An 11,977-nucleotide genomic window follows, 5' to 3' on the forward strand; every position below is an offset into this window, starting at 1 on the left:
GCGGGTTCGGGCGCGGCCTGGGCCTCGTCGGCGACCGGGGCGGCCGTGGGCGTGTCGGTGGGGAGCGCAGGCGGGGCCGGCGTCTCGGCGGACGGCGAGGCGGTGGGTGAGGCGGTGGGCGACGCGGACGGCGAGGCCGCCGGGGAGGGGGTCGACGTGGCCGCCGGGGCGCTGCCCGCCGAGCCCGTGAGCAGCAGTGCCCCGCCGAGTCCGGCCGCGCCGAGGGCGCACGCGCCCGCCGCGATGGCGAGGGCCCGTCGGCGCCGCGTCGTCGTTCTGCCGTCCTGCGGGCCGTCCTCCGTGCTCTCCGGCATCCGCCCCACCCCCTTCGTGTCGATCAAGTATTCGAGCCGGGCGGATGCTACACGAACCGTCAGGGGCGTACGTACGTCACACCTACCGATGCGTGACGGATTCGCCCGGACCCTGCCGCGCCCTACCGTCGGAGGCGTCAACAGAGCGCCCCTCCGACACGCATCGGGAGCAGCAGATGTCCGCCTTCGCCCTCGCCCAGGTCCACTCCGCCGAGATGTGCCCCGACATCGTCGAGTACCTGGAGCGGATCGACGCCACGCTCGATGACTTCGGTGGGCGGTTCGTCGTCCACGGGGGCACGTTCGAGAACCCGGAGGGGAGTTGGGGGCCGCTCGGGCTGATCCTGATCGAGTTCCCGGACTACGAGCGGGCCCGTGCCTGGTACGACTCGCCCGCGTACCGGGAGATCCTGCCGCTGCGCACCCGGCACATGGTGGCCGATGTGATCATCGCGGAAGGGGTGCCGGCCGGGTACCGGGGTGCGGACGGCCTCACGGGGCACTGAGCCCCGAGAGAGGGGTCAGGACCGCTCGCGCCACCAGGCGACGGTGGTCGCGAGCTGCTCCTCCAGCGGGGTCGCGCGGACGGTGAAGGCGGCCTCGTAGGCGGTGGAGTCCATGACGAACGGGCGGTCGAACTGGTAGCGGACCTCGCGCAGTTCGCGCAGCAGCGGGGAGAGGAGCCCGCCCACGGCGAGCAGGGCGGGGGAGAGGCGGCGCACCGTGACCGGGGCGGTGCCGGCCTCGGCGGCGAGGCGGTCGAGCATGGTGCGGGCCGGCAGGGCGGGGGCGCTGGGAACGTGCCAGGCCCGGCCCCAGGCGCTCTCCTCACCGGCGAGTTCGGCCATGGCGCGGGCGACGTCGGGCAGGTAGGTCCAGCTGTGCGGGGTGTCCGGGTCGCCGAGGACGGAGACCGGACGGCCCGTCAGCAGGGCGGGCAGAGCGCGGGAGGCGAGGTGGCCGCCGTCGGTGACGCCGGGGCCGAAGAAGTCGGAGGCCCGCACCTCGACGGCGCGGATCCGCCCGGCCTCGTGCAGGGCCCGGGCCTGTTCCCAGGCGGCGGCCCGGACCCGGCCCTTGGGGCCGGTGGCGGCGAGCGGCAGGTCCTCGGTCATCGGGCCCTCGACCGGGCCGTAGCCGTACAGGTTGCCGAGCATCACCAGTACGGCGCCGCTGTCCTCGGCGGCCGCGCACAGCGAGGAGGCGAGCGCGGGCCACTTCCCGGCCCACTGGGGCAGCGGGGGTGCGGCGCAGCCGTGGATGGCGACGGCGCCGCGCGCGGCCTGGGCCAGGGCGACGGGGTCGCTCGCGTCCAGGGCGAGGTGTTCGACGCCGTCGGCGGGGGCGGCGGGGTGTTCGGTGCGGGTGACGACCCGGACCTCGTGGCCCTGTTCGGCCAGCAGGCGGGCGGTGGCGGCCCCGGCGGGCCCGTGTCCGATGACCACATGGAAGCTCACCCGCCCCACCCTAGGGGGTGCCGCCGACAGCGGTGACGCGGTGTCGGACCGGTCCGGACGGGCCCCGGGGAGGGCCGGCAAATATGAAGGTATGGCGGTAGTAAAAGAGGATCTATGCTGTCGGGCGTTCAAGATACCTCCACAGGAAAAACAGGTTTCCCTGCATGAAGCTGCCCCGGGTGTCCGCTGTCGTCGCCGCCGCGGTCCTGGCCCCCGCCGTGCTGTTCCCCTCGTCGGCCTTCGCCGCCGACGTCCCCCAGCCCGCCGGGGTCTCCGGCCCTGACACCGCCTCCGGCTCCGTGCCGGACGCCGCCCCCGGCGACGGCGTCGAACACCTCGCCCTGGACGCGAGCGACCCCGAGGGGCAGGAGCAGCGCGACCGCGCCGAGATCCAGAAGATCCTCGCCGACCCGAACACCGGCCCGGGCGTGCGTGCGGCGGCCGAGAAGGCCCTCAAGGGCGGCGCCGCCGAGCTGCGCCACTTCCTCCAGGTCGACCTGGCCAAGAACCGCATGGACGACCTGCGGGTGAAGGTCAGCCAGGCCCTGGACCAGGGCGGGCCGGCCGTGCGCGCGGCGGCCAACAAGACGCTGGACGCCGGCGGCGAGGCGGCGCTGCTGAAGTTCTTCGCGGAGGACCTGCCGGCCGCCCAGGCCGAGGACGCGGACCGTGCCGAGATCCAGAAGATCCTCGCCGACCCGAACACCGGCCCGGGCGTGCGTGCGGCGGCCGAGAAGGCTCTCAAGGGCGGCGCCGCCGAGCTGCGCCACTTCCTCCAGGTCGACCTGGCCAAGAACCGCGGCGACGACAACCGGGTGAAGGTCTCCCAACTGCTGGCCACCGGCGGGCGCGAGGTGCGCGAGGGCGCCGCCAAGGCGCTGGACGGCAGCGACGCGGAGGTCGCGAAGTGGCTCGCGGAGGGCTGGCCCAAGGCCCAGGCCTCGGACGACCGCGTCGCGGTGTTCGTCGCCCTGTCCGACAAGAACACCGGCCCGCACACCATCGAGGCCGCCGGGAAGGCGCTCAGCGGCACCCCGGCCGACGTCGCCCAGTTCCTGCGCGACCTGCCCAAGCTGCGCGCCACGGACAACCGGGTCAAGGTCTCCCAGCTGATCGAGACCGGCGGCCCGGCCGTGCGTGCCGCGGCCGGCAAGGCGATCGAGGGCAGCGACGCCGACGTCGCGAAGTTCCTCGCCGAGGGCTGGGCCACCGCCCGCGCCGCGGACGAGGCCGCCGCGAACAAGCCGGCCGACAAGCCGGCCGACCAGCCCGCCGGGCAGCAGGACCAGGGCGCCCAGCAGCCGCAGACCGTCCAGCCGGCCGCCCTGACCAAGACCGACGACACCACCACCGGCACCACCACCGGCACCGGGACCACCGCCACCGCCACCGGCTCGCTCGCCGCCACCGGCACCGAGGGCCTGGGCTGGGAGGCCGGCGGCGCCGCCGCGGCCCTGGCCGCGGGAGCGGCGCTGGTCGCGGTCTCCCGCCGCCGCTCCGCCCGGAGCTGACCCGCCCGGAGCTGACCCCCGGTCGCGTCCCCGGCCGCCGTGCACCCCACGGCGGCCGGGGACGCGCCGCGTTCCGAGGTGTCAGCGTTCGGTGAACCGGCGCGCCAACTGCTCGTGCCACCGCGCCGCGTTGGTGCCGTCCAGCTGCCCTTCGAAGGCCCGCCGGGCGGCGGCCACCAGCTCCTCACGGGATCCCGTGGCGCGGTAGCCGATCGCGGCGTCGTACACCGCCAACAGCGCGTCGTCGGTCTCGCAGTCCAGCCCCAGGCAGCTCACCACCCCGCGCCCGGCCGCGGCGTCGGCCAGCGCCGCCTCGAACACGCGCCGCAGCCGCCGCTCCTCCGCCCCGTCCGTCACCGCTCAGCCCCCGTCCCCGTCCCCGTCCCCGTCACCGCTCAGCCTCAGTCCCCGCCGCTGTTGCTCCTGCCCAGAAGCCACCGCTCCCGCCGTTCCCGCCGCCGGCGGCGCTGCTCCGCGCTGCGCAGCAGGTCGCCCGCGGCGAGCGTCACCGCCGCGACCGCGCGCACCCAGCGCGGCCCGCCGCGCTCGGCCCACACCACGCACCCGCACCCGGCGAGCACCAGCACCAGCACCGCGACCAGCACCGCTCCGACCATCACGGTCACCACCTTTTCCCTCGCTGCTTTCGGCCGTGCATCCTCCCATCCCTGATCTTGCAGGGTATCCCCGGCTTCAGTCGGGGGAGGGAATGCATCCTTGGCCCGGAGCCGCGAAGCGGCGGAGTCCTCTGCGTTGTCAGTGGCGTGTACCAGCTTGATCACGTCGGCCGTAAGGGGGTGGGCCGGGTGATCCGTGCGTACAAGTTCCTCATCAGGCCCACCGTGGGCCAGGCGCAGGCGCTCGCCGAGATGCTGCGGGATCACTGCTCGCTCTACAACGGCGCGCTCCAGGAACGCCGCGACGCCTACCGGCATCCGTCGAAGACGTCGATCAGGTACGGGCAGCAGTCCGCGCAGCTCAAGGAGATCCGGACGTTCGACCCGGAGCGGCAGGGCCGCTGGTCGTTCTCCTCGCAGCAGGCCACGCTTCGCCGTCTGGACAAGGCGTTCGCGGCCTTCTTCCGCCGGGCCAAGTCCGGCGAGACGCCCGGCTACCCCCGGTTCCGTGGGGTGAACTGGTTCGACACGGTGGACTTCCCCAAGGACGGCGACGGCTGCCGCTGGGACTCCACCCCGCGCGACCCGGTCACCCGCGTCCGCTTCCAAGGCGTCGGGCACGTCACGGCGGAGAGCCGGCCCAGCCAGGAAGTCTTCCACTGCGTGGTCTGCGGCCATCGGGCGCACGCCGACACAGGGGGAGCCGTCAACGTCCTACGGGTCGGGCCGGCCCGTCGCGATGCCCGCAAGGGTCAGCGAGAAGCCCCGGCTTCAGCCGGGGGAGGAGTCACGTGCCAGGATGCCCCTCTGTATACCGAACAAGGACGACAAGAGGAGTCACCCGTGGCCAACGCCCGGTTCGCCACCCTGCACACCACCGCGGGCCCGATCCGGCTGGAACTGTTCCCGTTCCACGCGCCGAAGACGGTCCGCAACTTCGTCGAACTCGCCGAGGGCGCCCGGGAGTACACCGACCCGCGGACCGGGGAGCCGGGCAGCGGCCCGTACTACGACGGTACGGTGTTCCACCGGGTGATCAAGGGCTTCATGATCCAGGGCGGCGACCCGACCGGCACCGGCGCCGGCGGCCCGGGCTACGCCTTCGCGGACGAGTTCCACCCGGAGCTGTTCTTCACCAAGCCGTACCTGCTGGCGATGGCCAACTCCGGCCCGGGGACGAACGGTTCGCAGTTCTTCATCACGGTGGGCACCCCCACCCACCTCAACCGCAAGCACAGCATCTTCGGGCAGGTCGCCGACGCCGCCTCCAAGGCCGTGGTGGACGCGATCGCCGCCGCCCCCACCGAGGACGAGCGCCCGGTGGCGGACGTGGTGGTCGACTCGGTCGAGATCACGTACGCATGACGTCCGGGCCGCAGGCCTTCCCGCCCCGCCCGGTGCGCGGAGTGCGCGCCCGCTACGTCTTCCAGAGCGGCTGCCCGAGTGCCGTCGCGGACGCCACGGTCGACTTCGAGCCGTGGGAGGAGGGCGTGCACCTGGAGTCCGCCCGCGACGCCACCGTGTACGGCGGCCCGGTGCCGGCGGAGGAGCTGGCCCGCTACCACGGCGCCCTGGTGGAGGGCGTGCGCGCCGAGCTGGCCGAGCAACTGCCCGGTGCTGTGGCGGCGTTGGCGATCGTCGTGCACCGCACCGTGGTGCACGACACGGACACCAGCGAGTACGCGTACCGCAGGGCCGGACGGGTGGCGGTGCGCGAGGTGCTCGCCGTCCTGGACGGCGACGCGCCGAGCCGCCGCCCGAAGGATCACGGGCGGCGGCAACGGAACTGACGATCCGTCATTCACCTCGGATGGGGATCGCTCCGGTATCCGCGCGGACGGCGCCGGCTCAGCAGCCGCCCGCCGGCCGCTCGCGGGTCACCAGGTCGGCCCGGCCCGCCGTGGCGTCCAGCCACACCACCCGGGTGCCCCGGTCGGCGGCCACCGCGTACTGGCCACCGCGGTCGCAGGAGATCCGCTGCGGCTCGCCGCCCGCCAGCGGCACCTGCCACAGCTTGGGCAGCGCCGCGTTGGTCCAGCCGCCGGCCGGCGGCTGCGACGTCAGCTGGTAGCTGACGGCCTGGTCGGAGGCGGTCAGCGTGGCGAACCGGGGGGCCTGCGGGGAGTCGGCGGGCAGCACGTCGATGATGCCCGAACCGTCCACCGCGCCCGAGCGGATGGTGCTGCGCCCGGCCGGATCGGCGGGGGTGTCCAGCCAGACCAGGCGCCCGCCCGCCAGCAGGGTGGAGGAGGGGCGGCTGGGCCCGGAGCCGGCCGGGGCGTGTGCGGTGTACTGGGCGGTGACCTTCCCCGCCGCGACGGAGTAGACGGTCGGCGCGTCCACCTGCTGTCCGCCGTCCTGCCAGGTCTCCGTCCAGCCGAGCAGGCCGTCGCGCAGGGTCAGGCCGGACAGGCCGTGCCCCTCGGGCAGCGGGAGTTCGACGGCCGGCGCCCCGTCGTGGACGAGGTACGCCCGGGTGCGGTGGGCCTGGGGGTCGTCGAGCACGTAGGCGATGTCCGGGCCGGAGACCTGGAGTCCGTCGAGGCTCTGGGTGGTGCGCAGCAGGCTGCGCACCGGGCCGGCGCCGCTGAGTGGGGCGGTCAGGATCTCTCGGCCCGGGCCCTGGGGGCCGCCCTGGGCCTCCCAGACGGCGGTGGTGCCGTCGGTGGCGGCCCAGCTGTGGAAGCGCCCGTCCTGGGGGCTGAGCCGTACGGGCTTGCCACGGCCGTCGACGGTGCCGGTGTACAGCCCGTTGCCGTCGGGCCCGTTGGCCAGGATCACCCAGTGCCCGTTCGCGGCGACCGGGCTGGACATGCTGTTGGGGATGTCCGTCAGCAGGGTGCGGGCGTCCGTGCCGAGCCGGTGCTGCCAGCCGGCCCGGATCCCGTGGGCGTCGAACGCGGCGGCGATGGCGCGCAGTTGGCGGGTGTCCAGGCCCTGGTCGCGGCCGGCGGCCAGCACCGCGTTGCGGCCGGCCAGGAAGTCGTCGGTGGGGGTGAGGTAGTCGGCGAGGGCGTGGTAGACGACCCGGTCGGCGGTGAGCGGGTCGATGCCACGCCGCACGTCCCACAGCGCGCCGCCGAAGATGGTGGAGTTGAGGTGCACCCCGCCCTGGTCGACGTCGAGGGTGCCCAGGTAGTCGTCCACGGTGGTGCGGTGGTCGTCCAGGCGGCGCTGGGCGCAGGCCTGCGGGGTGCCGGTGCGGCACAGGCTCTCGCCCAGCAGCGGGGCGGTGGGGTCGTCCATGGCCAGGCCGCGGGCGGTGACCTCGATGGCGTTGCCGAAGTAGTCGGCGATCGCCTCGTTCATGGCGCCGGACTGGCCGAAGTAGACCAGGTTGGCGGTGTGGTCGATGACGGCGTGGGTCATCTCGTGGCCGGAGACGTCCAGGGCGGCGGAGAAGGGGTAGTAGGCGTCGCCGAGGGAGCCGTAGACCATCTTGCGGCCGTCCCAGAAGGCGTTCGGGAACGGCTTGCCGTGGTCGCTCACGTTGACCACGGAGACGATCGGGCCGCCCTGGCCGTCCAGGCCGTTGCGGCCGAGCCGGTCGCGGTAGAAGTCGTCCACGATCCCGGCGTTGACGTGGGCGTCGGTGGCGCCGTCGTCCCCGGTGGCGGCGGGGAAGTCGGGGGTGGGGGAGGAGGCGGGGGCGGCGTCGGCGGGGACGGTGCCGTCGAAGTCGCCCTCGTCGCGGCCGCCGGCGTCGTAGGTGGTGAGGGCGCCGGGGCGGGTGAGGTCGGTGAGCTGGTAGCCGCCGTCGGGGCGCTTGGCGATGTGGACGGCGGTGGCGCGTCCGTGGGCGTCGGGGGCGGTGCCGGTGGCGGGCTGGAGGCCGTCGGCGGGGGCCTGGGTCCCGGGAGTTCGATCCTCGGGGGCCTGGGCCTGGGCCTGGGTCTGGGTCTGGGTCTGGGCCTGGGCCTTGGGGGCTTGAGTCTTGGGAGCTTGAGCGGCGGGGGCCTGGCCGGGTGCCGGGCCGGCGGCGGGGCTGGGGGCGCGGGTGTCGTGGGCCAGGGCGACGGTGCCGGCGGTGGCGTCGACGTACACCTCGCGGGCGGTGCCGCCGGCCCCGGGGCGCACGGTGTAGTGCTCGGTCAGGCGGCCGGGGCCGCCGGGCAGGACGACCGCGCCGAGGTCCTCGGCGGTGGCGCCGGTGCGCTGCTGGGGGTCGGTCAGCGAGTCGATCGCGGTGCGGCGCAGGACCTCGGCCGGGACGGCGGGGGTGGTGGGGGCGGTCAGGCCGGTGAAGTAGCGCCCGCCCGCCGACTCGACCTTCTGGCCGACGCCCTGCCCGGCGAGGTGCACCAGGTACTGGCCGCCGAGGACGGGGATCCCGCCGTGGCGCTGCTCGAACCTGACGGTGCGCCGGCCGTCCGGGCCGGGGGTGGAGGCGAGTTCGGTCAGTTCGCCGGTGTCGATGCGGTAGCGCTCGGGGTGGGCCGCCAGGTGGGCCCGGGCGGCCTGGACCGGGTCGCCGGGGGCGGGTTCGTCCAGGCCGGTCACCAGCTGCGGCGTGGCGGTGTCCTGGCCGGCCACCAGGGCGGGCACCGGGTCGGTGTCCGGACCCGGGGCCGGCGCGGCCAGGGCGGGCGGCGCGGTCAGGGCCAGCGCCACGGTGGCGGCGGCCAAGGCCAACGCGCGGGCGGTACGCGGATGTTGGGGCACGGCGGTCCTCTCGCGTGCGGGTACGGGGGTGCGACGGCACGGTGGCGCGTCGCGGTACCCACCATAAGCAGTCAGGCGACATATGTCGATTGACGGCCTATCAAGACCGTGCCGACACCCCCACCCCGTCCACGGCCCGCCGCGGGCGATCCGTTCAGCCCGCTGACGGATGCTCAGGTCCGAGGCGCGCAGACCCGAGGAGCTCCGGGCCGCGCCGCCCGGCGCCACCGCCCCGCCCCCAGCCGCCCCCGCCGTCACCCCGCCCTCACCCCGCCGCGTCCGGCAGCTACGCCGGGCAGGTCCCGCCCGGCGCGGTGAGCAGCTCGAAGTGCCACACCTCGTTGCTGTACACCTGGCACAGCCCGCACCGGGCACCGTGCTGGATCAGCCAGTAGTCGGCGTTCGTCGGGCCGAGGTCCACCGCCTTGCCCGCCACGTGCGCCGACTTCTCCGGCGTGTTCACGAACTGCCGGGCCCGCTCCAGGCTCCCGTACTTCTCCACCGCCTTGTCCAGCAGCCGCTGCTGGTAGGCCTTGCTGCGCCAGCCGGAGGTGACGCTCATCTCGCCTGACCCTCAGCTACACCCTCTTCGCCGTCACCACCGGCACCCTCTGCCTGGCCGTCGTCTACTTCGGCATGCGCTACGTCCCCAACTGCCCGCTGACCTCCGCCAACCCCCGCTACCGCTCCGAGGCCCCCTCTCGGCAGGAGATCCTCGACTCCCTGCTCAACGCCAGCGGCTACGCCCTCGCCCTGCTGAGCGCCGTCGGCATGGCCGGCGGCTGGCTGATCGCCGTGTCGTCGGTCCAGTGCCACGGGGTCTCCGGCGGCACCCGCCGGGCCCGGATCTGGGTGAACGCCACCTTCGGTGTGCGGAACAGCGGGAACCACCGCTCCCCGAAACCGTCCCCGAGCGCCAGGCCCTCCAACGCGTCACGTGCAGCCGAATACGTCATCCCGGCATCCTCGCACCGCCCGCACCCCGCCGCCCCGGCCCGGAGCGCCACAAGTTGATCAAGATGTGACCGTCCACGGGATGGATCTGTCAGTCGGGATCACTACGGTACGTCGGTATGCGAAACGACGATCCGGACCAGCGCCGGAGCAAGTCCGATGACCAGCAGTGGGACGACTTCGTGAAGGCCGTGGCCGCGGAGCAGGAGGCGGCGAACCGCCCGGCCGGTGCGCCGCCGTCCCGGCGGGTCTGGCCGCGCAACGCCGCCCTGGCCGTGGGCGCCGCCGCCGTGGTCGCCATCGGCCTGCAGCTCGTGCCGTCCGCCGAGGACAGTGCCGCGCCGGCCGCGCCGGCCGCCCCGACCATGGCGGTCCCGGCCGTCGCCACCACCGCCACCACCGGTGCCGCCGGTCCGACGGCCGCCGCGGGCCGTCCGCAGATACCGCTGGACCAGGTCTTCCCCGCCGAGGTGCGCTCGCCCTCCGGCGCCGTCTTCACCAGGGTCGCCTCCGCCACCCTGCCCTCGTGCACCGAGCCGGACTCGGTCGGCTCCCGGCTGATCGCCATGATCAAGGCGGGCCAGGGCTGTGTGGGCGAGCAGGTAGCCCTCTACAAGGACGCCCGGAACGACCAGTTCAACCTGGCCGTGTTCACCATGAGGGACAAGCTGGACGCCCTCCACACGGTCACCCGGCTGTCCGAGGACTTCGAGGACTTCGAGGTCGGCGCCCAGGCCCCGCCGCCCGCCTCGGGCCTGCCGACCCTCCCGCCGGACAGCGGCATGGTCCAGGCCTTCAGCGGCAGCGGCCGCGCGATGCTCGTCAGCCTCGGCCAGTGGTCCGACGGCCGCTCCACCGACCGCCAGCAGCTCGTCGACCTCGAGGGCCCGCTGCGGGACGCCGTCGGCAAGGCCCTCCTCGGCTACGAGGCGCAGTCCTGAACCCGGGCCCGTGGCGGGGCGTCAGCCGGCCGTGACCGGGAGCAGGCCGCGCTCGCCGAAGACCTTCTTGGCGACGAAGGTGGCGTTCAGCGCCTTGGGGAAGCCGCAGTAGGCGGCGGCGTGCAGCAGGGCCTCGGTGATCTCGGTGGGGGTGAGGCCGACGTTGAGCGAGGCGTTGATGTGGACCTCCAGCTGCGGCTCGCAGCCGCCGAGTGCGGTGAGCATCCCCAGGGTCACCAACTGGCGGTCGCGCGGGGCGAGTTCGGGGCGGCTGTAGATGTCGCCGAAGCCCCAGGCGACCACCTGGTGGGCGAGTTCGGGGTTGATGTCGGCCAGGGCGTCCACCACGCGCCGGCCGCCCTCGCCGTCGACCCGGGTGAGCATCTCCATGCCCCGGTCGAACCGCTCCTGCCGCTGCCCGGCCCCCTGCTCCGAAACGCCCATGTCCCCGTCCTCTCCTCGTACCGTTCTGGTGTCGCGGCCCCGGCCGACCGGCCCTGGCCACGGAAGGAACCGTAGGACTTGGAGTGCACTCCAACTCAAGCCTGGCCCGTACGACACGCCGTCACCCCGTCGCGCCGTCAGGGCAGGGGCGTCCACCCGGGCGGGGTCAGCGCGGTGTCGGCCAGGATCCGGGCGACCGTCCCCGCCAGCGTGCTGCTCTGCGGGACGACCCGCTCCACCCCGCCCGGCAGCAGGTCCCGCTCCCGGTACCACCCGGCCATGTCCCCGGGCGAGAACTCCGCCGCCTGCGGCCGGGTGGCGTGCCGGCGCACCGTCTCCGCGAAGCCGACGTCCAGGTAGTAGAGGTGGCTGCGCCCCCGGTGGTCGGCGACCAGGCCCGCGAGCATCGCGCCGTAGCGCTCGGCGGCGAGGATGCCCTCCACCACGACGTGGAAGCCGCTGTCCAGCGCGTGCCGGGCCACCAGGGAGACCAGGCCGATGTTCGCCCCGCCCGGCACGTCGCGCTCGCGCAGCACGGTGCGCCGCAACAGGTCCTGCCCGACGACCGCCACGCCCCGCCCGTACGCGGCCCGCAGCCCGGCGGCGACGCTGGACTTGCCCGCCCCGCTCGGCCCGCGCAGCACCACCAGCACCGTGTTCCGACTGCCCGTCACCGGGCCACCGTAGCGCCGCGTCCCGCCCGCCTGTTGCGGTTGGATCACGGACTGTCCGTTTCATCGGGCATTGGGCGGGAGTGCGGTGATTGTTTTCGTTGGCATGAATGTCATCGGACTCTCATACTGCCTGGTGAGGCACGTGATGGACGGTCCGGGAAGCCGCGGGGGGAGCGGATTCCCGACAGTGGCCCGCGTGCGAGATTCCGAGAATGTTCCCTTGGGGGGAGTGCTTTGTCCGCGCCTGAGAACGAGAGCGCCGCGTTCACCGATCCGCCGCCGGATCCGGCGGCCGCGCCCGCGCCCGCAGCTGCGCCGGAAGCAGCTGTCGTACCCGAACCCACGCCCGTGCCCGAGCCCGCAGCCGACCCGGCGGCGGCCCCGGCCCCGGCCTCGCGCCGGC

General features: G+C 74.5%; 14 protein-coding genes. 6 read left to right on the forward strand and 8 right to left on the reverse strand.

The window, feature by feature from the left end; genetic code table 11:
- The coding region (locus tag BG452_RS19535; RefSeq protein ID WP_411292973.1) for a hypothetical protein at positions 1-314 on the reverse strand (314 nt) is incomplete at its 3' end.
- A 176-nt stretch (positions 315-490) separates the two neighbouring features.
- On the opposite strand from BG452_RS19535, the gene BG452_RS19540 reads away from it, so the two are divergent.
- The gene (locus BG452_RS19540; RefSeq protein ID WP_188305627.1) at positions 491-820 is read left to right on the forward strand and encodes a DUF1330 domain-containing protein; all 330 of its coding nucleotides are present in this window, start codon (positions 491-493) and stop codon (positions 818-820) included.
- Between the two features lie 15 nt (positions 821-835).
- Here BG452_RS19540 and BG452_RS19545 read toward each other — a convergent pair whose 3' ends face one another.
- A complete protein-coding gene (locus BG452_RS19545; RefSeq protein WP_188305628.1) occupies positions 836-1,771 on the reverse strand; it encodes an NAD-dependent epimerase/dehydratase family protein in 936 nt (311 codons plus the stop codon).
- Between the two features lie 164 nt (positions 1,772-1,935).
- Between BG452_RS19545 and BG452_RS19550 the strand changes: the two genes are divergently transcribed.
- Positions 1,936-3,282 carry an ALF repeat-containing protein gene (locus BG452_RS19550; protein WP_188305629.1) on the forward strand — a complete coding sequence of 449 codons (1,347 nt, stop codon included), beginning with the start codon at positions 1,936-1,938 and terminating at the stop codon, positions 3,280-3,282.
- Positions 3,283-3,363: 81 nt separating this feature from the next.
- On the opposite strand, the gene BG452_RS19555 is transcribed toward BG452_RS19550, so the two are convergent.
- On the reverse strand, positions 3,364-3,639 hold the full coding sequence (locus BG452_RS19555; protein WP_188305630.1) for a hypothetical protein: 276 nt from the start codon (positions 3,637-3,639) through the stop codon (positions 3,364-3,366).
- Positions 3,640-3,683: 44 nt separating this feature from the next.
- Entirely contained in the window at positions 3,684-3,899 is a 216-nt protein-coding gene (locus BG452_RS19560) for a hypothetical protein (protein WP_188305638.1), read from the reverse strand.
- 189 nt (positions 3,900-4,088) lie between these two features.
- Here BG452_RS19560 and BG452_RS47715 point away from each other — a divergent pair, with 189 nt between their 5' ends.
- Together BG452_RS47715 and BG452_RS19575 are read left to right on the forward strand one after the other, a co-directional pair.
- Positions 4,089-5,264, forward strand: coding sequence for a peptidylprolyl isomerase (locus BG452_RS47715; protein WP_317621134.1), 1,176 nt, complete (start codon positions 4,089-4,091; stop codon positions 5,262-5,264).
- Positions 5,261-5,689: a hypothetical protein gene (locus BG452_RS19575; protein WP_188305631.1), complete on the forward strand. Its 429-nt coding sequence runs from the start codon at positions 5,261-5,263 to the stop codon at positions 5,687-5,689. Before BG452_RS47715 ends, BG452_RS19575 begins: the two co-directional genes overlap by 4 nt.
- A 58-nt stretch (positions 5,690-5,747) precedes the next feature.
- Here BG452_RS19575 and BG452_RS19580 read toward each other — a convergent pair whose 3' ends face one another.
- Positions 5,748-8,531 (reverse strand): M4 family metallopeptidase, encoded by a 2,784-nt coding sequence (locus tag BG452_RS19580; RefSeq protein ID WP_188305632.1) that lies wholly within the window; start codon positions 8,529-8,531, stop codon positions 5,748-5,750.
- Between the two features lie 316 nt (positions 8,532-8,847).
- Entirely contained in the window at positions 8,848-9,123 is a 276-nt protein-coding gene (locus BG452_RS19585) for a M15 family metallopeptidase (RefSeq protein ID WP_188305633.1), read from the reverse strand.
- 74 nt (positions 9,124-9,197) lie between these two features.
- On the opposite strand from BG452_RS19585, the gene BG452_RS48115 reads away from it, so the two are divergent.
- Together BG452_RS48115 and BG452_RS19595 are read left to right on the forward strand one after the other, a co-directional pair.
- Positions 9,198-9,575: a hypothetical protein gene (locus BG452_RS48115; RefSeq protein ID WP_188305634.1), complete on the forward strand. Its 378-nt coding sequence runs from the start codon at positions 9,198-9,200 to the stop codon at positions 9,573-9,575.
- Between the two features lie 59 nt (positions 9,576-9,634).
- The gene (locus BG452_RS19595; RefSeq protein WP_188305635.1) at positions 9,635-10,456 is read left to right on the forward strand and encodes a hypothetical protein; all 822 of its coding nucleotides are present in this window, start codon (positions 9,635-9,637) and stop codon (positions 10,454-10,456) included.
- A gap of 21 nt (positions 10,457-10,477) precedes the next feature.
- On the opposite strand, the gene BG452_RS19600 is transcribed toward BG452_RS19595, so the two are convergent.
- Together BG452_RS19600 and BG452_RS19605 are read right to left on the reverse strand one after the other, a co-directional pair.
- Positions 10,478-10,900: a carboxymuconolactone decarboxylase family protein gene (locus BG452_RS19600; RefSeq protein ID WP_188305636.1), complete on the reverse strand. Its 423-nt coding sequence runs from the start codon at positions 10,898-10,900 to the stop codon at positions 10,478-10,480.
- Positions 10,901-11,037: 137 nt separating this feature from the next.
- Positions 11,038-11,574, reverse strand: a complete 537-nt coding sequence (locus BG452_RS19605; RefSeq protein WP_188305637.1) for a kinase — start codon at positions 11,572-11,574, stop codon at positions 11,038-11,040.
- Positions 11,575-11,977 lie beyond the last annotated feature (403 nt).

The organism is Streptomyces sp. CBMA123, assembly GCF_014596465.1.
Taxonomy (GTDB): Bacteria; Actinomycetota; Actinomycetes; order Streptomycetales; family Streptomycetaceae; genus Kitasatospora.

What these genes read in the sequence shown, in the direction of transcription:
- BG452_RS19540 (WP_188305627.1), top strand. Translation starts at nt 491, where the DNA reads ATGTCCGCCTTCGCCCTCGCCCAGGTCCACTCCGCCGAGATGTGCCCC.
- BG452_RS19550 (WP_188305629.1), top strand. Translation starts at nt 1,936, where the DNA reads ATGAAGCTGCCCCGGGTGTCCGCTGTCGTCGCCGCCGCGGTCCTGGCC.
- BG452_RS19560 (WP_188305638.1), bottom strand. Translation starts at nt 3,899, where the DNA reads ATGGTCGGAGCGGTGCTGGTCGCGGTGCTGGTGCTGGTGCTCGCCGGG.
- BG452_RS19575 (WP_188305631.1), top strand. Translation starts at nt 5,261, where the DNA reads ATGACGTCCGGGCCGCAGGCCTTCCCGCCCCGCCCGGTGCGCGGAGTG.
- BG452_RS19585 (WP_188305633.1), bottom strand. Translation starts at nt 9,123, where the DNA reads ATGAGCGTCACCTCCGGCTGGCGCAGCAAGGCCTACCAGCAGCGGCTG.
- BG452_RS48115 (WP_188305634.1), top strand. Translation starts at nt 9,198, where the DNA reads ATGCGCTACGTCCCCAACTGCCCGCTGACCTCCGCCAACCCCCGCTAC.
- BG452_RS19595 (WP_188305635.1), top strand. Translation starts at nt 9,635, where the DNA reads ATGCGAAACGACGATCCGGACCAGCGCCGGAGCAAGTCCGATGACCAG.
- BG452_RS19600 (WP_188305636.1), bottom strand. Translation starts at nt 10,900, where the DNA reads ATGGGCGTTTCGGAGCAGGGGGCCGGGCAGCGGCAGGAGCGGTTCGAC.